Source organism: Rhizobium sp. BT03 (genome assembly GCF_030053155.1).
Classification (GTDB): Bacteria; Pseudomonadota; Alphaproteobacteria; order Rhizobiales; family Rhizobiaceae; genus Rhizobium.
Genome location: NZ_CP125640.1, coordinates 654379 through 677390, shown reverse-complemented (window position 1 = coordinate 677390; position 23012 = coordinate 654379). Strand labels below are relative to the sequence as shown.

Below are 23012 nucleotides of genomic sequence, written 5' to 3'. Positions count from 1 at the left end.
CGGAATCGACATTTTTTTCTGAATTTAGCATTTTTGGGCAGAATCGCCCTAATAATTGGCACTGATCGAGATGGTAGGGGAGGCGATTCGACCGAATCTGTTGCGCAGCATTTCAAAGCGCCACCGCTTTCCCGGCGAGATCATCGGGCATGCGGTGTGGCTGCACTGTCGGTTGCCGCTGAGCCTTCGTCGTGTCGAGAAGCTGCTTGCCGAGCGTGGTATCGATCTCTCGTTCCAGGCCGTGTCGGAGTGGCCGACCGAGTTCGGCCGCGAATATCCAGAACTGCCGCATCCGGTCGCGCTGCGTAAACGCGGCCGCCGGATGGCCCTTAACTCAGCTGGATAGAGCCCTGCCTTTTAAGCAGGTTGTCGTAGGGGGCGCCGTCCAACAATTGCATCGCCAGTATCGTCTGGGCAATTTCGCGACGCGAGAGGCGCAGGTGTTTTATGAAAGTGCTCTGCAACACGGCCTTTCATAAATTCAGTCCGCCGTCCCGAATATTGCTTGCACCAACTTGTCCTTCTCGGCCGCTTGGGCAGGCGAGTTACCCCTTGCGATCACGAGTGTCCTCCATGCATCGCGGCCGGTGACGACAATGGTCACCTCGACGCTGGCGTCACTGATTTTTACAGACTTCCCTGTGGCTCGCAGAGCGGGTATCCCCTGAACAGTCAGTGGCTTCCATTCAGTGTTGATACTAACGTCCGAGGCAACGGCCTTCTTGATCGCATCCGCATAGACGACGGGTTCTATTCCCTCTGAAGAAAGCCGCTCGTAGCCGAGTAGGGCCTCGGCGAGAAGTTCGTTAGAAGCGAAGTAGAAAGCGCGACCGCTGTTGATCGTCATTTCCTCCGCCCTCCAGGTCTTTCCGATGGTTGCTGGCTTCTTCGTCACCGGGTTGACCCACGTCTGGGTGGCAGCGAGGTTACCGGAAGTCTGTTGATTTTCGACTCGCAGGACGATGTTGCCCGCGAACAGGGCCACAGCGACCACGATCGCTGCTCCAAGCCGCACCTTCGACGGATTGGCCGCGACCGCATGATTGCCTTCGTCATAGCTTGCCGCCTGACCTTCCGCGAGGCGGCGATATTGGCCGATTTGCGTGAAGAGGGCGACAAAGGGTATGCCAAGACCCAGACCGGCGGCCCACACCTTGAACTCTCTACCGAGGAAGAAGCCGATGCGGCTGCGGTCAGAGGGAGCGGGGACACGCACACCGACGATAGCCTTGCCGGGCGTAGAACCCGTTGCGACCATGCATAGGGCGAGGAATAGAGCGACGAACGGTAACAGAAGGAGACCGAATAGGCTGCTGTTCATCGTGGCGATCTGTAAGTAGATGTCGGGCGCATACAAGGCCGACAGGAGCCCGACAGCGAACGCCAACAGCGGCACAAATAAAAGATTGTCGATGAACCTCGCCCAGAAACGAGGCCATGGTCGGGACGAGATGACCACGCCTTCTCCTTCCGCCCGCGGCTCGAATGCGGGCGGTGGCCGCTTCGAAGACTGCTTAACAGGAAAAGGTGGCGGCACAACGAAGGCGGATGCAAACTCTGGATATTCGATGGCTGGTTGCCATGCATCCATCCCCTCATGCCACAGGTAGGTTTCCTTTTTGATCTGCCCGTTCTTGATGAGTTCTTGAAGTTCGTCTTGGCCAACAGGACCCTTTCGATCCTGCTCGAACGCATAATACCAATCTGCCATGCCTCAGCCTCCATGCCCTCTATGGCAACAACTAGCAATAGCGCCGGACGTCGTAAAGTTGCCGTAACGCGATCAGGCAAGCGCTGATCGCATTACCGGCACGCCAAGATCGGTTCGCCGCCGCCCTAAGCGAATTCGGGCGTCTCGATCCCGTCTAGCGACCCTGAAGAATTTTGATCAGCTTCGGTGAGGGGCGGTGGCGTTTGATGTCGACGATATCGTCATAGGTGGCGCGACCGGAAATCACCGCATTCACAAATCGACTGCAGGCAACTCGCGGAGCGTCCTTGTCCGAGGCGTCGGTCAGAAGGCCAAAGATGCGACGGGCGTTTGCGTCGAAGCCGCTCGCGCAATCTTTAATTGCTTCATTTCTCGCTCTTGAGCTGCCCTGCAGCAATGTGACGTAAGCATCGTAGTCCTCGCGCGTCGGCACGCAGGCAGTGAGCAATCCTATGGCAATCATTACTGTTATAGTACGAGCGCGCATTATTATTCTATTTCCTTTATTACCCAATGATCGGCGCCAGATGTTTATTTCGATTCGTGCGACGCGGGAAAGACGCCACGCGAAATCGTAAGGATTTCGCCGGAAGGTAGAAGCGATTTTTCTTGTTGTGGATCGCCGCAGCTGCGGCCGGAATGGTTATTATGACCGCATGCCTCGCTGTCGCGAGCTTGGGCTCTTCTCAGCGATCCAGGAAGTGCTCGAAGTAGACCTCGGGGATCGGGTAGGCGTAGACGCCTCGATCGACGAAGCCGTGTCTGTAGAGGCAGCTTCTGAGCGCCGCGTTGTAATGCAGGCTGTGCGCATCCGGCGAGCCGCGTCGCAAGGAGCCTGCCTCCGGCACGCACCACCGGAGCGCTTTGTCGTATCGAGCCAGGAGGATCGGGTCGGTATCGACCCGGATGCCGCTGTAGGATCGATAGTTTGAAGGAGATTCCGCGGCCGAAATACAGCCCAAGCTAAGTGCAACGCCAACGACTGCCATCAATCTCATTGGATTTCATTCTCCCGTGATCGATTATCGAAGTAATCGAGCGGAAGATTATTGGTTCCAATGCCTGCGGGCAAGGGGGCTCAAGGCCTCGGATCCGATCGGCGTTTGCCCTGGATTGCCGACGCTTCCGCGACAGATGAGCCTCTATCGCGAAGCGCCGGCAGATCTCGCTCATCGATCAATCCAAGAGATCGGCCGGTACTTTGCCGCCATTTTCCGAAAGCCGCTTCATCAGCGCCTTGTGCAGCCACATATTCATTTTTGCGGAATCACCACTGTCGCCGGTATAGCCGAGTTCAGCGGCAAGTTCCTTGCGCTCGGTGAGGCTCGCGTCCATCCCGACGGCCTTCATCAAATCCACGATCGAGTGGCGCCAATCGAGTTTCTGGCCGCTCTTTTTCACGGCCGCGTCGAGGATCGGGACGATGTCGACGTTGGCTGCGGACGGGGCCGTGGCCGGCTTGCTCTGAGCGGGAGAGGCCGCAGGGGTGGGGCTGGGCGCTGCCGACGGTGAGACGGGAGCCTGGGCGGTCTGCGTCTTCGGCGCGCCTGATGCTGCGGGTTCGGCTGCTTTTGCTTCTCCGAATATTGCATGTTTGATCTTGTCGAAAATGCCCATTCTTGAACCTCCGGCTTCATTAGATGAGAACATGCTGAAACATGGACTTCCGGCCTGATATATCCAGACGGAAGGGCGTTCTTTTTCGTCGTCTCAATCAATGGTGGGGAGGCAGTTCTACGGCAAGGTGCAGGCGATCTGCAAAAGGCTGCGGATAGATCAATCCAATCGTACGGAGAACTGAGCTTTGCTTGCCGGCATGGAATATTCCTGGCGCGGCCGGGAGGGAAATACTCGGCCGGCGCTCCAGTTGCGGCAGGACATGTGCGCTTTCGGCACAGTCCGGTCGGCATTGGTATTTCAATAACCGTGAAAGATCATTGCCTGCCGCCGAGGCGACTTGCCGTGCCATCTCGTGAAACATTCGACATTCCTTCACGTTGCCTTGCCATGGATGTCCTGCAGGTTGCAGGCGCCAGACGATCGAAGGCACGCGCGTTCCTCGATTTTCGATTGCCGGGCAGATTGCTCGGCGAATGGAAACGGAGGAAAACATGACCCATAACCACAACAGACTATCCCTGGCCGTGCTTGCATCCACCTGCGCCCTGCTTGCCGTGCCGGCAAGCGATGCACGCGCTATCGACGTCGGCGCATCGGTGAATGCAGGCAATGCCGTCAGCGCCGACGTCGGGGCATCGCTTGGCGGTGGCAGCGGCGTCAGCGCCGATGCCGGTGCGTCCGTCGGCGGTTCGCGCGGCGTCAATGCCGACGCGACCGCCAATGCCGGCGGCAGGCAGGGCATGGATGCCGATCTCAATGCCCGCATCGGCGGCTCCGATCGGCTTGATAGCAACGTCACGGCCTCGGTCGGAGGCGGCAGCGGCGTCGATAACAATCTCGCCATCGGCGAGGCAGGCGGCAGCAACAAATCCGCGGCTGACGGTAACCTCAGCGCGTCGCAGGCCCGCATCCTGGACGACTTCCGGTCGAGGCCGGTCAACGAGCAGCGCAAGATGCTTGTCCGTTGCGCTGATATCTCATCCTCTGGCTCGGTCTCAGGCGGCTCCGATTCCGGCCTTGCCGGTCTCTGCAGCCTGCTGCAGGCGTCAGCTTCTCGCTGAACGTGAAAGACCCGCCGAACCGGAAGGTGCGGCGGGTCTTCTAAATATTCAGCTCCCAAGCCTATGCAGGATCTGGCTTAATGCAGGATCTGGCTGAGGAACAGCTTGGTGCGTTCGTGCTGCGGATTGTCGAAGAACTCGGCCGGCGAATTCTGCTCGACGATCTGGCCCTGATCCATGAAGATGACGCGGTTGGCGACCTGGCGGGCAAAGCCCATTTCATGGGTGACGCAGAGCATGGTCATGCCTTCTTCGGCAAGACCCACCATGGTGTCGAGCACTTCCTTGATCATCTCGGGATCGAGCGCCGAGGTCGGCTCGTCGAACAGCATGATTTTCGGGTTCATGCACAGCGAGCGGGCGATCGCCACGCGCTGCTGTTGGCCGCCGGAAAGCTGTCCCGGATATTTATTGGCCTGCTCCGGGATCTTGACGCGCTTGAGGAAGTGCATGGCGATCTCTTCCGCCTGCTTCTTCGGCATCTTGCGCACCCAGATCGGCGCCAGCGTGCAGTTTTCGAGAATCGTCAGATGCGGGAAGAGGTTGAAGTGCTGGAACACCATGCCGACCTCGCGGCGCACCTCGTCGATCTTCTTCAGATCGTTGGTGAGCTCGGTGCCGTCGACGATGATCTTGCCCTTCTGGTGCTCTTCGAGGCGGTTGATGCAGCGGATCATCGTCGACTTGCCGGAACCCGACGGCCCCGCAATGACGATGCGCTCGCCGCGCATGACCTTCAGATTGATGTCGCGCAGCACATGGAAATCACCGTACCACTTGTTCATGTTGATGATGTCGACCGCCACTTCCGTTGCGGAAACGGTGAGCTTTTTAGCTGGAGCTTCAGCCATGATTGTTTTCCCTCATTTTTATCGTTTGTAGCCGGTGTCGAGGTGACGTTCGATGAATGCCGAATAGCGCGACATGCCGAAGCAGAAAAGCCAGAAGGCGAAGCCGGCGAAGATCAGCCCTGTCAGCGGCGTTACCGCGGTTGCCCAGTTCGGATCGGTAAAGAAGAAGCGCACGATGCCGAGCAGGTCATACATGCTGATAATCGACACCAGGGAGGTATCCTTGAACATGCCGATGAAGGTGTTGACGATACCCGGGATCACCAGCTTGATCGCCTGCGGCAGGATGATCAGCCGCATCTTCTGCCAGTAGCCGAGGCCGAGCGAATCCGCACCCTCGAACTGACCCTTGGGAATTGCCTGAAGACCGCCGCGAATGACCTCGGCCATATAGGCGGAGGCGAAGATCGATACCCCGATGATCGCACGCAGGAGCTTGTCCACCGTCCAGCCGGCCGGCAGAAAAAGCGGCAGCATGACGCTCGCCATGAAGAGGACGGTAATCAGCGGCACGCCGCGGACGACTTCGATGAAGATGACGCAGAACGTGCGGATGACAGGCATCTGCGAGCGTCTTCCGAGCGCCAGGATAATGCCGAGCGGGAAGGAGACCGCGATGCCGACGAAGGAGAGCACCAGCGTCACCAGCAGCCCGCCCCAGCGTGGAGTCTCGATGATTTCAAGGCCAAATCCACCGTGAAGCAGAAAGAAGGAAACGATCGGCAGCACGATAAAGAGCAGGATGGCGTTCACTCCTTTGCGCGGCGCCGAGGGGATGAGCATCGGCACCAGCAGGAGTACGAAGAGAATGCCGACCAGAGTCGGCCGCCAGCGCTCATCGAGCGGGTAGCCACCGTAGATGATCTGGTCGAACTTGGCGGCGATGAAGGCCCAGCATGCACCATTCCAACCGTCCGGCTGGATGCCGCCCTGGACGGCAGTGGCGCAAAATGTGCGATCCGACCCGGTCCAGACCGCCTGTACGAAGAGCCAATCGATCGCATGGAGGAGGGCCCAAGCAAGAAAGACCAGGGCCAGGATGGTGAGGGCCATGTCCTTCGGTGTCGCAAGCAGGTTGCGGCGGATCCAGGCTCCGGCACCCTTTTCTCCCGAAGGAGGCGGTTCCGGCGCCAGCATGGCGGTTCTGACGAAACTGTTGCTCATCTTATCTCTCCACCAGCGCCATCTTGGTATTGAACCAGTTCATGAACAGCGAGGTCACGATACTGAGGCTGAGGTAGATGACCATCCAGATGAGGATCACCTCGACGGATTGACCGGTCTGGTTCAGCGTCGTGCTGCCGACGGCGACGAGATCGGCAAAGCCGATGGCGATCGCCAGCGACGAGTTCTTGGTGAGATTGAGATACTGGCTGCTCAACGGCGGAATGATGATGCGGAAGGCCTGTGGAATAACGACCAGGCGGGTGATCGACGAGGGGTGCAGCCCAAGTGCGGCTGCGGCTTCCGTTTGCCCCTTCGGCACGCCGCGAATGCCTGCGCGCACGATCTCGGCGATGAAGGCGGCGGTATAGAAGGAAAGCGCCAGGAAGAGAGACATGAACTCCGGCCCGACGATGGAGCCGCCGGTGAGGTTGAATTTGCCCGCGATCGGATAGTCGAAGGAAAGCGGCATGCCTGCGAGCAGGAACGCAACAAGCGGCAGGCCGACCAGCAGGCCGATCGAAGCCCAGATCGTGTGGAACGGCTGACCTGTCGCCGCCTGCCGGCGATGCGCCCATCGGGCCGTCACAATGGCGCCAATGATCGCGATGACGAAGGCCACGCCGACGAGCCAGAAAGCTTCACCGAAAATCGGCTTGGGGAAGGAAAGGCCGCGATTGTTCAGATACGATCCGAGCGGCAGATGCAGCGATTCACGCGCGTTCGGCAGAACCGCCAGAACGCCCGAATACCAGAAGAAGATCACAAGCAGCGGCGGAATATTGCGAAACACTTCCACATAAACCGTGCACAGCTTGGCAATCAGCCAATTCCGCGACAGACGGCCGATACCGATAATGAAGCCGATGATGGTAGCGGTGATAATGCCGGTAACGGCGATCAGCAGCGTGTTCAGCAGGCCGACCACCAGCGCGCGGCCGTAGGTCGAATCGCTTGAATAGGGGATCAGCGACTGGCCGACTTCGAAGCCGGCGCGGCCGTTCAGGAAGCCGAATCCCGATGCGATGTTGGCGCGCGCCAGATTGACGGCGGTGTTGTGCGCAACCCACCACACGAAGGTGACCAGCAACACGATGGTAAGAACCTGGAAGAAGATACCCCGAATTTTCGGGTCGTAGAGGGCGGACTGGAAGCTCCAGCCGCTCCTAGGCAAAGGTGCCGAATCCGCAACATGATGCGTCATGCCTGGCCAATTCCCCATGTTATGTGCTCCTTTTCGGAGCTTTTTTATAAGAGGAGGAAAGGCGGTCGCCCGCCTTTCCGGCTTTCATGCAGTTCCGATCAGCGAACCGGCGGAGCGTACTGGATGCCGCCCTTGTTCCACAGGGCGTTGAGGCCGCGCGCGATCTTGAGCGGGCTGCCCTGGCCGATGTTGCGCTCGAAGACTTCGCCGTAATTGCCGACGTTCTTGACGACGTTATAGGCCCAATCGTTGGTCAGACCGAGATCGGTACCGATCTTGGTATCGGCCTCGACACCGAGGAAGCGCTTGATATCGGGGTTCGGCGAGTTCTTCATGTCGTCGACATTCGCCTGAGTGATGCCGAATTCTTCGGCATTGATCATGGCATAGCCGACCCAGCTGATGATATCGAACCACTGGTCGTCACCTTGGCGAACGGCCGGGGCGAGCGGCTCCTTGGAGATGATTTCCGGCAGGATCGCATGTTCGTCCGGGTTCTTCAGCGTCAGGCGCAGCGAATAGAGACCGGACTGGTCGGTCGTGTAGACGTCGCAGCGGCCAGCATCATAGGCGGCATTGACCTCGTCCAGCTTTTCGAAGACGACGGGGTTGTACTGAAGGTTGTTCGCCTTGAAGTAGTCGGCGAGGTTCAGTTCCGTGGTCGTGCCCGACTGCACGCAGACGGATGCGCCGGAGAGCTCGAGCGCCGACTTCACGTTCAGGCTCTTGCGAACCATGAAGCCCTGGCCGTCGTAGTAGTTGACGAAACGGAAGTTCAGGCCGAGAGCCGTGTCGCGGTTGATCGACCAGGTCGTGTTGCGGGCCAGTACATCGATTTCACCGGACTGAAGAGCCGGAAAGCGATTGGCGGCGCTGAGGGGGGTGAACTTCACCTTGGTGGGGTCGCCGAAGACGGCCGAAGCGACAGCCTTGCAGAAATCGACATCGAAGCCGGCCCAATTGCCGGATGCGTCAGGAGCGGCAAATCCGGCCAGACCGGTATTGACGCCGCACTGAACGAAACCCTTTGCCTTTACATCTCCGAGAGTGGTGGCCGAGGCAGCCGAGGTGCCAAGAGCGAAAACTGCTGCGCCGATTGCGGCGGACAGAAGCTTGTTCTTCATTTTTTTCCCAACCTTTTCCATTGGCTTATATTTTGTTGTGGGGAGTCCGGCGGAAAAATCCAGCCGCCCCCATCGTCTCGACACCCTCCCGGCGCGAGTGCCCTATCACAGTCGCAAATGTCACCATGGTCAAGTGTCGCCATCAATAATTGCGGCAAAATTCAGAATTTTGACAGATTGCGCCGCATTCGAGGGCGGTTGGCTATGAAATAGGCGTCCAGTTGCGGAAAAATAACGCGAAATTCGGAAATTTCATCATTCCCCAGCCTTACCCGCAAGCAATCGTCAAGGGGTTGACCACAAACCGCGGGGCGTCCAAAAGTCTGGTTTCGTGCCCCTCGTCATAGGCTATTTCCGACATGAAAGACAAAGACAGCTTGCTGCAGAACGCCGGCATCAACACCCGCCTGACCCATATCGGCAACGACCCGTTCGACTATCACGGCTTCGTCAATCCGCCGGTCGTGCATGCCTCGACGGTGCTGTTTCCGAATGCGCGGACGATGGAGACGCGGGCGCAGAAATACACCTATGGAACGCGCGGCACGCCGACGACGGATGCGCTCTGCGAGGCGATCGACGCACTTGAAGGCTCGGCCGGCACGATCCTCGTTCCCTCGGGCCTTGCGGCCGTCACCATTCCGTTCCTGGGTTTCGTCGCCGCCGGCGATCATGCGCTCGTCGTCGATTCGGTCTATGGTCCGACGCGCCATTTCTGCGACACGATGTTGAAGCGTCTTGGTGTCGAGGTCGAATATTTCGACCCGTCCATCGGCGCCGGCATCGAGGCGCTGTTCCGGCCCAACACCAAGCTCGTTCACACCGAGGCTCCCGGCTCCAACACCTTCGAAATGCAGGATATCCCGGCGATCTCGGCGGTGGCGCACCGCCATGGCGCCGTCGTCATGATGGACAATACCTGGGCGACGCCGCTCTATTTCAGGCCGCTCGATCACGGCGTCGACATTTCGATCCACGCATCGACGAAATATCCGTCCGGCCATTCCGATATTTTGCTCGGAACGGTGTCGGCCAATGCCGAGCACTGGGAGCGGCTGAAGGAAGCGAACGGCGTGCTCGGCATCTGCGGCGCACCCGACGATGCCTATCAGATCCTGCGCGGATTGCGCACCATGGGGCTCCGCCTCGAGCGGCATTATGAAAGCGCGCTCGATATCGCGCAATGGCTTGAGGGCAGGGAGTATGTCGCCCGCGTGCTGCACCCGGCCTTGCCGAGTTTCCCCTCTCACCATCTATGGAAGCGCGATTTCAAGGGCGCCAGCGGCATCTTTTCCTTCGTGCTTGCCGCCGATAGTCCCGAAAAATCCAGGGCAAAGGCGCATGCCTTTCTCGACGCGCTCAGGATTTTCGGTCTCGGCTATTCCTGGGGCGGCTTTGAAAGCCTCGCCTTGCACGCCTATCTCGCCGATCGCAAGGTCGCCAAGGCCCCGACCGACGGTGCGGTCATCCGCCTGCAGATCGGCATCGAGGATGTGGTTGACCTCAAGGCCGATATCGAACGCGGTTTTGCGGCCGCAAGCGCGGTCTGACAGGAATGAGAGCCGCCTGCCGCGTTTTACGGCAGGCGCACGGCCTGATAGCCGTAAATCCAGTCGAGATCGGCGGCCAGGCTTTGCGGCGGCTTGAGGCCAAGCACGAGATCGCGGCCGATCCGGATCGGCCCCTTCGCATGATAGGCGAACCGGTTGAAGGCGCCGCGCTGACGAAGTTTCGCGATGCGTGGCGCGCGATGTCTTTCGAAGAGCACCAGCGCTTCCGTCACCGGACGATTGGAAAGAAAGGCGGCAAGCTCGTAGGCGTCTTCGATTGCCATGGCCGCGCCTTGGGCGGCAAACGGCATCATCGCATGCGCGGCGTCGCCGATCAGCACCGTCTTGCGGCCGTCCTGCCACGCACCTGATGTGGTTTCGAACAGCGGCCAGAATGTCAGCTTCCGGTGTCCTTCGAAGAGTGAGACGATCGCCGCGTTCCAGCCGGAAAAGCGCTTCCTGAGCTCTGCGCGCTGCTCGGCCGTCGGTTCGCTTTGCCAGGTCTGCGGCGCGATATTGCCGGCGGTGATCGCCACCATGTTGAAGCTGCCGGTCTCCCGCAGCGGATAACAGACGAGATGCGCCGACCCGCCGAGGAAAGCGCAAACGCTGACCCGGTCGAGGAAACCGGGCGCTTCATCCGCGGCAATGGTGAAGCGGTAGGCGATATTGCCGGAAAAGCGCGGGGAGGGGCCACCCGGAACCAATTGCCGCAGCTTCGACCAGACGCCGTCGGCGCCGATGACGACATCAGGCGCTCGCTCGAAATCCGGCAGCGCCGATTCCATCCTGATACCGAGGTGAAGCCGGCAGAGCGGATCGGCCTCGACCGCCGCCAGAAGCGCTTTCTGCAACGTCGTGCGGTGCAGAACCCCATACGGAGCGCCCCAGCGCTGCCGCGCGAATGTGCCTGCGGGTACCGCCGCCAGCTGGCGCAGCGAACTGCCCGAGATCAGCCGGATCGTCTCCGGTTCGAGCCAGACCTTCGACAGCCCCTCAAGGATGCCGAGCTCGGCAAGGATGCGGGAGGCGTTGGGCGAAACCTGCAAGCCGGCGCCGACATCGGTGAGTTCGCCCGCCTGTTCGAAGATGTCGGAGCTGATGCCCCGGCGCGAAAGCGAAAGCGCAGCGGTCAGCCCCGATATCCCCGCGCCGATGATGGCGGCATGTTCGACCGGCATTGTCAGTCCGATCCGGATCTTGGCGGGTTAGGCCGCCTTCACGTGGAAAACGCAGCCGGCCGGGTTGGTCTGGCTGGGCTTCAGCGCCGAATTGAACCGATAGAGCGTCGAGCAGTACGAACAGACCTTCTCGTTGTCGTCGCCCATGTCGATGAAGATATGCGGATGATCGAAGGGAGCCGAAGCGCCGGTGCACATGAATTCCTTGACGCCGACTTCGATAACCCGGTGACCGCCATCGTTCTGGAAGTGGGGAATGTTGTGGCCGGCCATGTCGTTCTCCGAATGCTTGAAATCTGCGCGGACCTTATAAGCCTTCTCCGCAAATGTGTAGAGCCAAAGCGCCGCGATGGGTACTGTTTTTAGCCACAGTTTTGGCTTCACGCTGAGAGGCGGCTCGACTATGGTCGCGCCAAAAGGAAGACCCGATGAACCTGAACACGCCTGCATTTTCAAGCTTCACCCATGACGGATTGCAGCTTTCCTTCTTCGATGAGGGCGATCCGGCCGGCGTGCCCGTCCTGTTGATCCACGGTTTTGCCTCGACCGCAAACGTCAACTGGGTGCATCCGGGCTGGCTGAAGACGCTGGGGGATGCCGGCTACCGGGTGATCGCCATCGACAATCGCGGCCATGGCGCAAGCGACAAGCCGCACGACACTGAGGCCTACCGTCCGTGGGTGATGGCCGGCGATGCGATCGCTCTTCTCGACCATCTCGGCATTCCGGAAGCCAATGTCATGGGCTATTCGATGGGCGCGCGCATTTCGGTCTTTGCCGCCCTTGCCAATCCGCATCGCGTTCGTTCGCTGGTGCTCGGCGGCCTCGGTATCGGCATGACGGACGGCGTCGGCGACTGGGACCCGATCGCCGATGCGCTGCTTGCTCCTTCGCTCGAGGATGTCACGCATGAGCGCGGCCGGATGTTCCGGGCCTTCGCCGAGCAGACGAAGAGCGATCGCGTCGCCCTTGCGCTCTGCATTCGCGGCTCGCGCGATCTCGTCGCCCGCGCGGATATGGCAAAGCTCGACATGCCGGCACTGATCGGTGTCGGCACGAAAGACGATATCGCCGGCTCGCCGCAGGATTTGGCGGGCCTGATGCCCGATGCCGAAGCGCTCGATATTCCGGGCCGCGATCACATGCTCGCCGTCGGCGACAGGGTTTTCAAGCAGGCGGTGCTGGCATTCTACGCGAAAGTCGCCAGGGGGTGATGTCGCGGATGACATCATCGTGATGCCGAAACCTCATGCTAAAAAACCATGGCGACGGCACCCATTTATGTTATTGGCGTTTTCCACTATATATTGGCATTCCGAAAACGGCATTCCCGTTGGCAACGAGGAGAGCGGCGATGGTCGCCAAGACTGACATTCGTGCTTTTGAGACAGGCCATCCGCTGAAGGTGATGGATCCCATCTGGGACAGCCTGCGCGAGGAAGCCCGGCTCGCCGCCGAACGGGATCCGGTTCTCGCCGCCTTCCTCTACTCGACGGTGATCAACTACCATTCGCTCGAGGAATGCGTCATCCACCGCATCTGCGAACGTCTCGATCACCCCGACATGCAGGCGAACCTGCTTCGCCAGACCTTCGAGGAAATGCTCTCCGATTGGCCGGAATGGAGCTCCATTCTGCGCGTCGATATCCAGGCCATCTACGACCGCGATCCCGCCTGCCTGCGCTTTATGGAGGCCGTGCTCTATTTCAAGGGCTTCCATGCGCTGCAGACGCATCGTCTCGCCCATTGGCTGCTCAACCGCGGCCGGCGAGATTTTGCGCTCTACCTGCAAAGCCGCTCCTCCAGCGTCTTCCAGACCGATATCAATCCGGCCGCCCGTATCGGCAAGGGAATCTTCCTCGATCACGCCACCGGCCTCGTCGTCGGTGAGACGGCTGTGATCGGCGACAATGTCTCGATCCTGCATAACGTGACACTCGGCGGAACCGGCAAAGAGGGCGCCGACCGCCATCCGAAGATCGGCAGCGGCGTCATGATCGGCGCCGGCGCAAAGATCCTCGGCAATATCGAGATCGGTTACTGCTCACGCATCGCAGCCGGCTCCGTCGTCCTGAAGGCGGTGCCGCCGAAGAAGACCGTCGCCGGCGTGCCGGCCAAGGTCGTCGGCGAAGCCGGTTGTTCCGAGCCGTCGCGCAACATGGACCAGGTGATCGGCGCCGATATCTGATCGGCTGCCGGAAAAAAAGGATTGGGAAAAGTCGGCAGGCCCCAGGTGGGGACGGAAATTGCCAAGTGGCAACCTTGCCTTTACACCGCTGCTTTTCCTGTGCAAGAAGCGGCCAATCAAGACCGTTTACGGAGATGACAGAGTGAAGCCAGAAGAAATCAAGAAGCTCGACGCCTATTTCAAACGCATGCTCAACCCGCAGATCGTCGTCAAGGCGCGTCCGCGCAAGAATGATTCTGCGGAAGTCTATCTCGGCGAAGAATTTCTGGGCGTTGTCTACATCGATGACGAGGACGGCGACCGCTCCTACAACTTTTCGATGGCGATCCTCGACGTCGATCTCTGATCGCGCTCGAACGCTTTCAAAGGACCGAACGGCGCGATCCGTTCGGTCTTTTTTTGTTTTCTGGGCTCGGGCCGAAAATTTATTTAAAGCTTCCGGTTGCGCTGATCTGATATATATTAGCAAAATCAGTTAAAGACGTACGTGCCCCGGCGCGCATCCTTTGTTTTATTATTTCTGCACAACTCATGGATGTTTTGCATCGCACAAGACTACTTGACTATTTGTGCGTTGCAGCTACCCTGCCGCCATCCCACAGCCCAACGGAGGACGGTCATGTTCAACTTTGACGATGCAAACAGGAAGAGCAAGGAAGCCGTCGACACGGCGCTGAGAACCTATTCCGATACGACCAAGGGCTTCCAGGCGATCGCCGCCGAAGCCGCTGACTATTCGAAGAAATCCTTTCAGGACGCGGTGACGCATTTCGAAACGCTGGCCGGTGCCAAGAGCTTCGAGGCCGCTTTCGAACTTCAGACCAATTACGTCAAGTCCTATTTCGAAGGTCTCGTTTCCGAGACGACGAAGCTCGGCGAGATGTATGCCGATCTCGCCAAATCCGCCTACAAGCCCTATGAAGCGCCGATCGCCGCTGCCGTCGCCAAAACCCCCAGGCAGGCGCAGCCTTCCACACCCGCCGCTGCATGAATTGATTGCAACGGCGCAACCTGCGCTACATATTGAAATTCAAGGACCGGCTACGCATCTGTGGCCGGTCTTTTTGTTTCTACTTTCGCTGCAACGCCTCCATGGTATTCGGCCGGGGACTTTTTTGGTCTTTCCCGTGCATGCCGGCCATTTCTTGATTGCAGTGACTGACAGGGGGCTTAAAATCGGCCTATTATGAACTAAGTTAGTGTTTCAGATATTCGGCGGGAAAAGCACCCTCCCATGCTCCGCCGGATTGCTTGAGGAATGAATGACAATGATCGCAAAGCCGATCCGGATGCAGAACGACAGCGATAGGAACGGGGAGAACGGAAATCGAACCTCGGTCATCACACGCACCAAGCCGAAGACCAAAAAGCCCAATCTCTACCGCGTGCTGCTTTTGAATGACGACTACACGCCCATGGAATTCGTCATCCATATTCTGGAGCGTTTTTTTCAAAAGGATCGTGAAAGTGCCACCCGCATCATGCTCCATGTCCATAACCACGGCGTCGGCGAATGCGGAATATTCACATACGAGGTGGCGGAAACGAAGGTCAGCCAGGTGATGGACTTCGCCCGGCAGCACCAGCATCCGCTGCAATGCGTCATGGAAAAGAAGTGAGGATCTGAACGTGCCAACATTTTCGCCTAGTTTAGAGAAGGCGCTCCATCAGGCACTGACCTTTGCCAACGAGCGGCATCACGAATATGCGACGCTCGAGCATCTGCTGCTCGCCCTGATCGACGATGCCGATGCGGCCGCGGTCATGGGCGCCTGCAACGTCGACCTCGACGCGCTGCGCAAGACGCTCGTCGAATATGTCGATAACGAACTCTCCAATCTGATCACCGGATATGACGAGGATTCGAAGCCGACCTCCGGCTTCCAGCGTGTCATCCAGCGTGCCGTCATCCATGTGCAATCGTCCGGCCGCGAAGAGGTGACCGGCGCCAACGTGCTCGTCGCGATCTTCGCCGAGCGCGAAAGCCATGCCGCCTATTTCCTGCAGGAGCAGGAGATGACCCGCTACGACGCCGTCAACTATATCTCCCACGGCATCGGCAAGCGCCCGGGCGCTTCGGAAGCGCGCCCCCCGCGCGGCGCCGAGGAGGAAGCGGAAAGCAGCAAGCCGACGGCACGCGGCGGCGAGGAAGAGGGCGGCCCCAAGAAACAGCAGGATGCGCTGAAAGCCTATTGCGTCAATCTCAACGAGAAGGCCAAGGGCGGCAAGATCGACCCGCTGATCGGCCGTCACGCCGAGGTGAGCCGCACCATCCAGATCCTGTGCCGCCGTTCGAAGAACAATCCGCTCTATGTCGGTGATCCCGGCGTCGGCAAGACGGCGATCGCCGAAGGCCTTGCCAAGCGCATCGTCGAGGGCAAGGTTCCCGAAGCGCTGGCCGATGCGACGATCTTCTCGCTCGACATGGGCACGCTGCTTGCCGGCACGCGCTACCGAGGCGACTTCGAAGAGCGCCTGAAGCAGGTCGTCAAGGAACTGGAAGAATATCCGGGCGCCGTGCTCTTCATCGACGAGATCCACACGGTGATCGGTGCCGGCGCCACCTCAGGCGGAGCGATGGATGCATCGAACCTCTTGAAGCCGGCTCTGTCGTCGGGTGCGATCCGCTGCATCGGTTCGACCACCTACAAGGAATATCGTCAGTTCTTCGAAAAGGACCGGGCGCTGGTCCGCAGGTTCCAGAAGATCGACGTCAGCGAGCCGTCGATCGACGATGCAATCGAGATCATGAAGGGCCTGAAGCCCTATTTCGAAGAGTATCACCACCTGCGTTATTCGAACGACGCGATCAAATCGGCCGTCGAACTGTCGGCCCGCTACATCTCCGACCGCAAGCTGCCGGATAAGGCGATCGACGTGATCGACGAAACGGGTGCTGCCCAGATGCTGCTGCCGCCGTCGAAGCGCCGCAAGCTGATCACCGAAAAGGAGATCGAGGCGACGGTTGCCACGATGGCGCGCATTCCGCCGAAGACCGTCTCCAAGGATGACGAAGCGGTGCTTGCCAATCTCGAGCAGGAACTGCGTTCGGTCGTCTACGGCCAGGATATCGCCATCGAAGCCTTGTCGACCTCGATCAAGCTGGCGCGCGCCGGCCTTCGCGAGCCGAACAAGCCGATCGGCGCCTATGTCTTCTCCGGTCCGACCGGTGTGGGCAAGACCGAGGTGGCAAAGCAGCTGGCATCGTCGCTCGGCGTCGAGCTTCTGCGCTTCGACATGTCGGAATATATGGAGCGGCATACGGTGTCGCGCCTGCTCGGCGCACCTCCAGGCTATGTCGGCTTCGACCAGGGCGGTCTTCTCACCGATGGCGTCGACCAGCACCCGCATTGCGTGGTCCTGCTCGACGAAATCGAGAAGGCGCATCCTGACATTTACAATATCCTGCTGCAGGTCATGGACCACGGCACGCTGACCGACCATAACGGCAAGAAGATCGACTTCCGCAACGTCATCCTGATCATGACGACGAATGCGGGCGCGTCCGAAATGGCCAAGGCGGCGATCGGCTTCGGCTCGTCCAAGCGCACCGGCGAGGACGAGGAGGCGCTGACCCGCCTGTTCACGCCGGAATTCCGCAACCGCCTCGACGCGATCATTCCCTTCGCGGCGCTGCCGACGGCCGTCATCCACAAGGTGGTGCAGAAGTTCATCATGCAGCTGGAGGCCCAGCTTTCCGAAAGGAACGTTACCTTCGACCTGCATGAGGATGCGATCGCCTGGCTGTCGGAAAAGGGTTACGACGAAAAGATGGGCGCCCGCCCGCTTGCCCGCGTGATCCAGGATACGATCAAGAAGCCGCTTGCCAACGAAATCCTCTTCGGCAAGCTGAAGAAGGGCGGCGTCGTCAACGTCACGGTCGGTCAGAAGGAAGACGGCAAGCCCGGCATCGTGCTGGAAGCCATTCCGGATACGGCGCCGATCAAGCCGAAGCCGGAAGCCGAAGTCGCCCATCCCGATGCCGACGGCGAGAGCGATGGCGAGCTGAAGACCAAGCCGGCGCCCAAGACCCGCGCCAAGACGGTCCCGCAGGCCGAGCCCGAGGTCCGCGACGCCCCGAAGAAGGGAAGCACGGTTCCGAAGGTCCCGCGCAAGAAGTGAGCTTTCGTCATTGAATTGGAAAAGGCCGCGTCATCCGCGGCCTTTTTCGTTCTCAGTCCTTGTGAAACTGGGGTCGACTTTACGCCAGTGCCGCCCTGATCTTTTCGGCATTGGCCGCAAGCACGGCGCCATCCTCCATCTTGCCGGAGTGCGGCTTGAGTGCCGCGCCCTCATAGCGTGGGATGACGTGGAAATGCAGATGAAAGATCGTTTGCCCGGCAGCCGGTTCGTTGAACTGGGCGATGAACACGCCGTCGGCGTCGAAGACGTCCTTGACCGCATTGGCGACCTTCTGGACGACTGTAATGGCATGGGTGAGGGTGGCGGGATCGGCATCGAAGATATTACGCGACGCCGCCTTCGGAACGACCAGCACATGGCCTGGCGCCTGCGGCATCACATCCATGAAGGCGACGGTATGCTGGTCTTCATAGATACGGTGCGAGGGAATTTCGCCGCGCAGGATCTTGGCGAAGATATTGTTGTCGTCATAAGCGGCCGGATTGGTCATCGCGAAATCTCCTCTTTCTGCAGTCGTTGATCGGGTAACGCGGCCGGCAGGGCGGCGTCAATCCTCCTGCTGACGCTCGCCCTTGCGGAAGGGGCTGTGCTCGGCGAGCAGCTCGCTCATCTGTTCGACATCGGCGCGCTCGCGGGCGAGATAATCGCCGATCGCGCGGCGAAGGCCGGCATGGGCGACATAATGGGCCGAATGCGTCGTCACCGGCAGGTAACCGCGCGCCAACTTGTGTTCGCCCTGGGCGCCGGCCTCGACCCGTTTCAGCCCTTTCGAAAGGGCGAAGTCGATCGCCTGGTGATAGCAGACCTCGAAATGCAGGAAAGGATGATCCTCGATGCAGCCCCAGTGACGGCCATAAAGCGTATCGCCGCCGATGAAGTTGATCGCGCCGGCGATATAGCGCCCGTCGCGTTTGGCCATGACCAGCAGGATGTCGTCGGCCATGCGCTCGCCGATCAGCGAATAGAATTTGCGGGTGAGGTAGGGCCGGCCCCATTTGCGGCCGCCGGTATCCATATAGAAGTTGAAGAACTGATCCCAGATGCGTTCCGTCAGGTCGCGGCCGGTCAGCCAGTCGATGCTGATGCCGTTTTCGAGGGCGGCACGGCGCTCCTTGCGCAACGCCTTGCGTTTGCGCGAGGCGAGCGTTTCGAGAAACTCGTCGTGATTGGCATAGCCGTCATTGATGAAATGGAACTGCTGGTCGGTTCGGTGGAGATAGCCGTCCATCTCGAAGACGCCGATCTCCTCATCCGGCACGAAGGTGATATGAGCCGAGGAGACGCCGAGCCGGCGCACGACCTCCTTCAGGCTTTCGGCAATCGCGCTTTGGACAGGCAGCCGCTGCAGCCCCTCGGCAACGAGAAGGCGCGGGCCTGTCGCCGGGGTGAACGGAATGGAACACTGAAGTTTGGGGTAATAACGCCCGCCGGCCCGCTCGAAGGCGTCGGCCCAGCCATGATCGAAGACATATTCGCCCCGGCTGTGGTTTTTGAGATAGCCGGGCAGTGCGCCGATCAGCTCGCCGCGATCCGTTTCGAGCAGTAGATGATGGCCGAGCCAGCCGGTCTCGGCATCGGCAGAACCGGATTCCTCCAGCGACGACAAAAAGGCGTGCGAGACGAAGGGGTTGTAGGCAAGCGTCGTGCCGCTCTTCGACGTCCCGGCAAGCCTAGCCCAGCTTTCCGGGGAAATCGCGGTGAAGGAGCGTTCTACGCGAATGGTGAGGTCATCGGTCATGGGGCAAATGCGAAGCCTGTGGGCGGCCGGTTTCGGCTCTGCCTTACAGCGCCGCGCGTCTTTTCAGACGCGCAAAGGACGCTGTAACGCTTTGAGTTGCTGCATAATTTTATCCTTAAATCGATTCCGATTTAAGGAATTATGCGGCAATCTGCGCATGATCTTGGCCAAAAAGCGAGCGTCAAACCGCCACACGCGGGTCGAAGCCTTCGAAGGTCATCTGGTCCGCGTTGGCGAAGGTCCGCCGGCGTGCCTCTTCGTCGCGCACCGTCCAGGTGATGACGGGGATGCTCTTTTCGCGTTCGCCTGAGATGAAGGCGTTCGGCAGATCGTCATAATAATAGGAGATGAAATCGAGACCGATCTCCATCGCCTTGGCATGCGTTGCGAACTCCTCCGGCGTGTTGCCGTTGGCGGTCAGCCCGAGCGGGTAGGGTGCGCCAAGCGCCTTCAGATCGCGCAGCAGCCAATGGTCGAAGCTCATCAGCGCCACCTTGCCCTCATATCCCTCAAGCACCTCGAGCACGGCTTCGGCGAAACCCTCGTCATCGGCCTCGCGGCCCTTGAGCTCCAGCACCAGCGGCACCTTGCCCTGCACGAGATCGAGGAGCTGGCGGAGCGTCGGCACCTTGTCTCCCGTACCGCCGACGGCGATCAGCCCGAGTTCGCGGGAGGTGCGCTCGCGGACGTCGCCGGTGAGATTGCAGAGCCGCTGCAGGTCCTCGTCGTGAAAGACGACCGGCACGCCGTCGGAGGCGTAATGCAGATCGCATTCGATCGCAAAGCCCGCTTCGACGGCGCGCGCGAAGGCCGAAAGCGTATTTTCCCAGACGAGTTTGTTGAGATCGTGATAGCCGCGGTGGGCGACCGGCACGTCCCGGATCCAAGCCGCATTGGTCATTCCGCGATTTCCATGATAGCATCGATCTCGACGGCGGCGTTCAGCGGCAGGGCGGCCATGCCGACAGCGGCACGCGCATGTTTGCCGGCCTCGCCGAGCACGCCGGCAATCAGGTTCGACGCGCCGTTGATGACGAGATGCTGCTCGACGAAGTCGGGCGCCGAGGCGACGAAGCCGTTCAGCTTGATGACGCGCCGGATACGGCCGAGATCGCCGCCAAGTGCCGCCTTCGCCTGCGCAAGAATGTTGATGGCGCAGAGTTCGGCGCCGCGCTGGCCCGCGGCAACGTCGACGGTCTGGCCGAGATGGCCGGAGACGGCGATCTTGCCGCCTTCGAGCGGCAGCTGGCCGGAGATGTAGAGAAGATTGCCGCTGATGACGTAGGGAACGTAATTTGCAGCAGGGGCTGCGGCTTCGGGCAGGGTTATCCCCATCTCAGTCAGGCGCTTTGCAATTTCATCGGACATTTTCGTCTCCGCTTTTGTTGTCAATGCTTCAAAAATTATGCATCAAGACTAGAATCTTTAATATGACAGGTTCGAGCCTCGATTTGGCCGAAAGCGTTCTTATAACATCGCGACCGAGTCCAACAGGAGTTAATGAATGTTCCGATCAGGTCTTGTCGCTCTGCTTCTCGCCAGCGTTTCCGCCAATGCATGGGCGGCTGCGCCCGCGGTAAGCGCTGCGATCGCGACCGGCCTCGTCGCACATCGCGCGGTCTATGATCTGGAACTGAAGGATGCTTCGGACCGCTCCGGCATCTCCGGCATGTACGGTCGCATGGTCTATGAGTTCGACGGCAGCTATTGCCAGGGCTTCACCACCAACTTCCGCTTCGTGACGCAGATCGACACCGGCGACAGCGTCCGCGTCAGTGACCAGCAGACGAAGACCTTCGAGAATCTCAAGGACGGCAAGTTCACCTTCGACACCAAATCCTTCACCGACGAACAGCTCGACAAGGAGGTCAACGGTGCGGCTCAGGATCAGCCGGATGGCGTCAAGGTCGCTCTCAAGCAGCCGTCGAGCCGTGAACTGCAGCTTGCCGAAAGCCGGTTCCCGACCGAACATATGCTCGACGTGATCCAGCATGCCAAGGACGGCAAGCGCTTCTTCGAGGCCCGCGTCTTCGACGGCTCCGACGACGGCGACAAGTCGCTGGTGACGACGACGATCGTCGGCAAGCAGGAGACGCCGGTTGCCGAGGAGGCCGATGCCGGCAACGCCGGCGCTTTCTCCAAGACGGCCTTCTGGCCGGTGACGATCGCCTATTTCAACGAGAATGCGAAGTCGGACGCTTTGCCGGTCTACCGCATGTCGTTCAAGCTCTACGAGAACGGCATCACCCGCGACCTGACGATGGATTACGGCGATTTCGTTCTGACCGGAAAGCTCGCCAAGCTCGAACTGCTCGACCGCAAGGCCGAGGCCTGCAAATAGGGAAGCTGCGACACGCACTTCGATGACTGAAGGCGGCATTCGCCAGCCAGCCATCCAGCTCTTCATTATCCCATTTCATGGGCTGCCAGGCGAATTCCCGGATTTTTCAGCGCAAGCCTTGATTTTGCGCCAAATCGAATGTATGGGCACCGCATTCCACACGTAAGGCATGGGATTGTCCGGGAGAAATCCGGATCGTTCCGCCCGGTGGCATTCTCGAAGAGGATGCTGTTCGCCTTGCGGAGGTTCAACCGGAAAAGGATACAAAGGCATGGCATTGCCCGATTTCTCTATGCGCCAGCTTCTCGAAGCAGGCGTCCACTTCGGCCACCAGACGCACCGCTGGAACCCGAAGATGAAGCCGTACATCTTCGGCGATCGTAACAACATCCACATCATCGACCTGGCCCAGACCGTTCCGATGCTGTCACGCGCCCTGCAGGTCGTCAGCGACACCGTTGCCCGCGGCGGCCGCGTTCTCTTCGTCGGTACCAAGCGCCAGGCGTCCGAGATCATCGCCGACAGCGCCAAGCGTTCAGCCCAGTACTACGTCAACTCGCGCTGGCTCGGCGGCATGATGACGAACTGGAAGACGATCTCCAACTCGATCCAGCGCCTGCGCAAGCTCGATGAGATCCTCAACGGCGAAGCCCAGGGCTTCACCAAGAAGGAACGTCTGAACCTCGAGCGCGAGCGCGAAAAGCTCGACAAGGCCCTCGGCGGTATCCGCGATATGGGCGGCACGCCGGACCTGATGTTCATCATCGACACCAACAAGGAAAAGATCGCGATCGACGAAGCCAAGCGCCTCGGCATCCCGGTTGTCGCCATCATCGACTCGAACTGCGATCCTGACCTGATCGACTATCCGATCCCGGGCAACGACGACGCATCGCGCGCCATCGCTCTGTACTGCGAGCTGATCTCCCGTGCGGCCATCGACGGCATTGCGCGTCAGCAGAGCTCTTCCGGCCGCGATCTCGGCGCATCCTCCGAAGTTCCGGTCGAACCGGCTCTCGAGGAAGCAGCCGAAGGCTGATGAAAGCCGGCGGAACGATAGCTCCGCCAAAGCTTGCATGACTGGGAAAGGCCGCTTGCGACTCATCGAAGTTCGGCGGCCTTGCCTGTTTCAGGGC

Annotated in this window: 25 protein-coding genes and 1 pseudogene; 11 read left to right on the top strand and 15 right to left on the bottom strand. The window is 59.9% G+C overall.

The genetic code is table 11. The features are described 5' to 3' along the window. Nucleotides 1-70 precede the first annotated feature (70 nt). Nucleotides 71-232: pseudogene (locus tag QMO80_RS03285) on the top strand (IS6 family transposase); the annotation flags it as partial. A 249-nt stretch (nucleotides 233-481) separates the two neighbouring features. On the opposite strand, the gene QMO80_RS03280 reads toward QMO80_RS03285, so the two are convergent. The 5 genes from QMO80_RS03280 to QMO80_RS03260 all read right to left on the bottom strand — a co-directional run bounded on the left by QMO80_RS03280 (nucleotide 482) and on the right by QMO80_RS03260 (nucleotide 3692). Then, nucleotides 482-1711 carry an RDD family protein gene (locus QMO80_RS03280; protein WP_283198881.1) on the bottom strand — a complete coding sequence of 410 codons (1230 nt, stop codon included), beginning with the start codon at nucleotides 1709-1711 and terminating at the stop codon, nucleotides 482-484. 154 nt (nucleotides 1712-1865) lie between these two features. After that, nucleotides 1866-2198, bottom strand: coding sequence for a hypothetical protein (locus QMO80_RS03275; RefSeq protein ID WP_283198880.1), 333 nt, complete (start codon nucleotides 2196-2198; stop codon nucleotides 1866-1868). A 199-nt stretch (nucleotides 2199-2397) separates the two neighbouring features. Continuing rightward, nucleotides 2398-2709: a hypothetical protein gene (locus tag QMO80_RS03270; protein WP_283198879.1), complete on the bottom strand. Its 312-nt coding sequence runs from the start codon at nucleotides 2707-2709 to the stop codon at nucleotides 2398-2400. Nucleotides 2710-2887: 178 nt separating this feature from the next. Then, complete coding sequence (locus tag QMO80_RS03265; protein WP_283198878.1) at nucleotides 2888-3328, bottom strand: DUF3597 domain-containing protein; 441 nt, start codon at nucleotides 3326-3328, stop codon at nucleotides 2888-2890. A gap of 97 nt (nucleotides 3329-3425) precedes the next feature. Further along, nucleotides 3426-3692, bottom strand: a complete 267-nt coding sequence (locus QMO80_RS03260; RefSeq protein WP_283198877.1) for a hypothetical protein — start codon at nucleotides 3690-3692, stop codon at nucleotides 3426-3428. A 130-nt stretch (nucleotides 3693-3822) separates the two neighbouring features. Between QMO80_RS03260 and QMO80_RS03255 the strand changes: the two genes are divergently transcribed. Then, on the top strand, nucleotides 3823-4392 hold the full coding sequence (locus QMO80_RS03255; protein WP_283198876.1) for a hypothetical protein: 570 nt from the start codon (nucleotides 3823-3825) through the stop codon (nucleotides 4390-4392). A gap of 77 nt (nucleotides 4393-4469) precedes the next feature. Here the strand turns inward: QMO80_RS03255 and QMO80_RS03250 are convergent, their stop codons facing one another. From QMO80_RS03250 to QMO80_RS03235, 4 genes are all read right to left on the bottom strand, one after another. Next, nucleotides 4470-5243, bottom strand: a complete 774-nt coding sequence (locus QMO80_RS03250) for an amino acid ABC transporter ATP-binding protein (protein ID WP_283198875.1) — start codon at nucleotides 5241-5243, stop codon at nucleotides 4470-4472. An 18-nt stretch (nucleotides 5244-5261) separates the two neighbouring features. Next, nucleotides 5262-6407, bottom strand: a complete 1146-nt coding sequence (locus QMO80_RS03245; RefSeq protein WP_283198874.1) for an amino acid ABC transporter permease — start codon at nucleotides 6405-6407, stop codon at nucleotides 5262-5264. 1 nt (nucleotide 6408) lies between these two features. Then, nucleotides 6409-7611, bottom strand: a complete 1203-nt coding sequence (locus QMO80_RS03240) for an amino acid ABC transporter permease (protein ID WP_283198873.1) — start codon at nucleotides 7609-7611, stop codon at nucleotides 6409-6411. 98 nt (nucleotides 7612-7709) lie between these two features. After that, on the bottom strand, nucleotides 7710-8735 hold the full coding sequence (locus tag QMO80_RS03235; RefSeq protein WP_283198872.1) for an amino acid ABC transporter substrate-binding protein: 1026 nt from the start codon (nucleotides 8733-8735) through the stop codon (nucleotides 7710-7712). Between the two features lie 359 nt (nucleotides 8736-9094). On the opposite strand from QMO80_RS03235, the gene QMO80_RS03230 reads away from it, so the two are divergent. After that, nucleotides 9095-10285 carry a cystathionine beta-lyase gene (locus tag QMO80_RS03230; protein WP_283198871.1) on the top strand — a complete coding sequence of 397 codons (1191 nt, stop codon included), beginning with the start codon at nucleotides 9095-9097 and terminating at the stop codon, nucleotides 10283-10285. 26 nt (nucleotides 10286-10311) lie between these two features. Here QMO80_RS03230 and QMO80_RS03225 read toward each other — a convergent pair whose 3' ends face one another. Together QMO80_RS03225 and QMO80_RS03220 are read right to left on the bottom strand one after the other, a co-directional pair. Then, nucleotides 10312-11466 carry an FAD-dependent monooxygenase gene (locus QMO80_RS03225; protein WP_283198870.1) on the bottom strand — a complete coding sequence of 385 codons (1155 nt, stop codon included), beginning with the start codon at nucleotides 11464-11466 and terminating at the stop codon, nucleotides 10312-10314. Between the two features lie 27 nt (nucleotides 11467-11493). Next, nucleotides 11494-11739 (bottom strand): zinc-finger domain-containing protein, encoded by a 246-nt coding sequence (locus QMO80_RS03220; RefSeq protein WP_003539274.1) that lies wholly within the window; start codon nucleotides 11737-11739, stop codon nucleotides 11494-11496. Nucleotides 11740-11894: 155 nt separating this feature from the next. On the opposite strand from QMO80_RS03220, the gene QMO80_RS03215 reads away from it, so the two are divergent. The 6 genes from QMO80_RS03215 (at nucleotide 11895) to clpA (ending at nucleotide 17776) form a co-directional block, all read left to right on the top strand. Beyond that, on the top strand, nucleotides 11895-12680 hold the full coding sequence (locus tag QMO80_RS03215; RefSeq protein WP_283198869.1) for an alpha/beta fold hydrolase: 786 nt from the start codon (nucleotides 11895-11897) through the stop codon (nucleotides 12678-12680). 140 nt (nucleotides 12681-12820) lie between these two features. Then, nucleotides 12821-13654, top strand: coding sequence for a serine O-acetyltransferase (cysE, locus tag QMO80_RS03210; RefSeq protein WP_012557537.1), 834 nt, complete (start codon nucleotides 12821-12823; stop codon nucleotides 13652-13654). Nucleotides 13655-13796: 142 nt separating this feature from the next. Continuing rightward, nucleotides 13797-14000: a DUF3126 family protein gene (locus QMO80_RS03205; RefSeq protein WP_037094675.1), complete on the top strand. Its 204-nt coding sequence runs from the start codon at nucleotides 13797-13799 to the stop codon at nucleotides 13998-14000. A 273-nt stretch (nucleotides 14001-14273) separates the two neighbouring features. Then, nucleotides 14274-14645, top strand: a complete 372-nt coding sequence (locus QMO80_RS03200) for a phasin family protein (protein WP_283198868.1) — start codon at nucleotides 14274-14276, stop codon at nucleotides 14643-14645. A 277-nt stretch (nucleotides 14646-14922) separates the two neighbouring features. Continuing rightward, nucleotides 14923-15273, top strand: a complete 351-nt coding sequence (gene clpS / locus QMO80_RS03195) for an ATP-dependent Clp protease adapter ClpS (RefSeq protein ID WP_003586692.1) — start codon at nucleotides 14923-14925, stop codon at nucleotides 15271-15273. A 10-nt stretch (nucleotides 15274-15283) separates the two neighbouring features. Beyond that, nucleotides 15284-17776, top strand: a complete 2493-nt coding sequence (gene clpA / locus QMO80_RS03190) for an ATP-dependent Clp protease ATP-binding subunit ClpA (protein WP_283198867.1) — start codon at nucleotides 15284-15286, stop codon at nucleotides 17774-17776. A gap of 79 nt (nucleotides 17777-17855) precedes the next feature. Here the strand turns inward: clpA and QMO80_RS03185 are convergent, their stop codons facing one another. The 4 genes from QMO80_RS03185 to QMO80_RS03170 form a co-directional block, all read right to left on the bottom strand. Continuing rightward, nucleotides 17856-18287 (bottom strand): HIT family protein, encoded by a 432-nt coding sequence (locus QMO80_RS03185; RefSeq protein ID WP_283198866.1) that lies wholly within the window; start codon nucleotides 18285-18287, stop codon nucleotides 17856-17858. A 57-nt stretch (nucleotides 18288-18344) separates the two neighbouring features. After that, the gene (locus tag QMO80_RS03180; RefSeq protein ID WP_283198865.1) at nucleotides 18345-19535 is read right to left on the bottom strand and encodes a GNAT family N-acetyltransferase; all 1191 of its coding nucleotides are present in this window, start codon (nucleotides 19533-19535) and stop codon (nucleotides 18345-18347) included. 181 nt (nucleotides 19536-19716) lie between these two features. Next, nucleotides 19717-20436: a glycerophosphodiester phosphodiesterase gene (locus QMO80_RS03175; RefSeq protein WP_283198864.1), complete on the bottom strand. Its 720-nt coding sequence runs from the start codon at nucleotides 20434-20436 to the stop codon at nucleotides 19717-19719. Beyond that, nucleotides 20433-20903, bottom strand: coding sequence for a RidA family protein (locus QMO80_RS03170; RefSeq protein ID WP_283198863.1), 471 nt, complete (start codon nucleotides 20901-20903; stop codon nucleotides 20433-20435). Before QMO80_RS03170 ends, QMO80_RS03175 begins: the two co-directional genes overlap by 4 nt. Before the next feature lie 136 nt (nucleotides 20904-21039). On the opposite strand from QMO80_RS03170, the gene QMO80_RS03165 reads away from it, so the two are divergent. Then, nucleotides 21040-21876, top strand: coding sequence for a cell envelope integrity EipB family protein (locus QMO80_RS03165; protein WP_283198862.1), 837 nt, complete (start codon nucleotides 21040-21042; stop codon nucleotides 21874-21876). Nucleotides 21877-22147: 271 nt separating this feature from the next. After that, nucleotides 22148-22915, top strand: a complete 768-nt coding sequence (gene rpsB / locus QMO80_RS03160) for a 30S ribosomal protein S2 (RefSeq protein ID WP_003573382.1) — start codon at nucleotides 22148-22150, stop codon at nucleotides 22913-22915. Nucleotides 22916-23012 lie beyond the last annotated feature (97 nt).

Excerpts from the sequence above, each read along its gene's own strand:
- QMO80_RS03280 (WP_283198881.1), bottom strand. The coding sequence starts at position 1,711 with ATGGCAGATTGGTATTATGCGTTCGAGCAGGATCGAAAGGGTCCTGTT.
- QMO80_RS03275 (WP_283198880.1), bottom strand. The coding sequence starts at position 2,198 with ATGCGCGCTCGTACTATAACAGTAATGATTGCCATAGGATTGCTCACT.
- QMO80_RS03270 (WP_283198879.1), bottom strand. The coding sequence starts at position 2,709 with ATGAGATTGATGGCAGTCGTTGGCGTTGCACTTAGCTTGGGCTGTATT.
- QMO80_RS03265 (WP_283198878.1), bottom strand. The coding sequence starts at position 3,328 with ATGGGCATTTTCGACAAGATCAAACATGCAATATTCGGAGAAGCAAAA.
- QMO80_RS03260 (WP_283198877.1), bottom strand. The coding sequence starts at position 3,692 with ATGTTTCACGAGATGGCACGGCAAGTCGCCTCGGCGGCAGGCAATGAT.
- QMO80_RS03255 (WP_283198876.1), top strand. The coding sequence starts at position 3,823 with ATGACCCATAACCACAACAGACTATCCCTGGCCGTGCTTGCATCCACC.
- QMO80_RS03250 (WP_283198875.1), bottom strand. The coding sequence starts at position 5,243 with ATGGCTGAAGCTCCAGCTAAAAAGCTCACCGTTTCCGCAACGGAAGTG.
- QMO80_RS03245 (WP_283198874.1), bottom strand. The coding sequence starts at position 6,407 with ATGAGCAACAGTTTCGTCAGAACCGCCATGCTGGCGCCGGAACCGCCT.
- QMO80_RS03240 (WP_283198873.1), bottom strand. The coding sequence starts at position 7,611 with ATGACGCATCATGTTGCGGATTCGGCACCTTTGCCTAGGAGCGGCTGG.
- QMO80_RS03235 (WP_283198872.1), bottom strand. The coding sequence starts at position 8,735 with ATGAAGAACAAGCTTCTGTCCGCCGCAATCGGCGCAGCAGTTTTCGCT.
- QMO80_RS03230 (WP_283198871.1), top strand. The coding sequence starts at position 9,095 with ATGAAAGACAAAGACAGCTTGCTGCAGAACGCCGGCATCAACACCCGC.
- QMO80_RS03225 (WP_283198870.1), bottom strand. The coding sequence starts at position 11,466 with ATGCCGGTCGAACATGCCGCCATCATCGGCGCGGGGATATCGGGGCTG.
- QMO80_RS03220 (WP_003539274.1), bottom strand. The coding sequence starts at position 11,739 with ATGGCCGGCCACAACATTCCCCACTTCCAGAACGATGGCGGTCACCGG.
- QMO80_RS03215 (WP_283198869.1), top strand. The coding sequence starts at position 11,895 with ATGAACCTGAACACGCCTGCATTTTCAAGCTTCACCCATGACGGATTG.
- cysE (WP_012557537.1), top strand. The coding sequence starts at position 12,821 with ATGGTCGCCAAGACTGACATTCGTGCTTTTGAGACAGGCCATCCGCTG.
- QMO80_RS03200 (WP_283198868.1), top strand. The coding sequence starts at position 14,274 with ATGTTCAACTTTGACGATGCAAACAGGAAGAGCAAGGAAGCCGTCGAC.
- clpS (WP_003586692.1), top strand. The coding sequence starts at position 14,923 with ATGATCGCAAAGCCGATCCGGATGCAGAACGACAGCGATAGGAACGGG.
- QMO80_RS03185 (WP_283198866.1), bottom strand. The coding sequence starts at position 18,287 with ATGACCAATCCGGCCGCTTATGACGACAACAATATCTTCGCCAAGATC.
- QMO80_RS03180 (WP_283198865.1), bottom strand. The coding sequence starts at position 19,535 with ATGACCGATGACCTCACCATTCGCGTAGAACGCTCCTTCACCGCGATT.
- QMO80_RS03175 (WP_283198864.1), bottom strand. The coding sequence starts at position 20,436 with ATGACCAATGCGGCTTGGATCCGGGACGTGCCGGTCGCCCACCGCGGC.
- QMO80_RS03170 (WP_283198863.1), bottom strand. The coding sequence starts at position 20,903 with ATGTCCGATGAAATTGCAAAGCGCCTGACTGAGATGGGGATAACCCTG.
- QMO80_RS03165 (WP_283198862.1), top strand. The coding sequence starts at position 21,040 with ATGTTCCGATCAGGTCTTGTCGCTCTGCTTCTCGCCAGCGTTTCCGCC.
- rpsB (WP_003573382.1), top strand. The coding sequence starts at position 22,148 with ATGGCATTGCCCGATTTCTCTATGCGCCAGCTTCTCGAAGCAGGCGTC.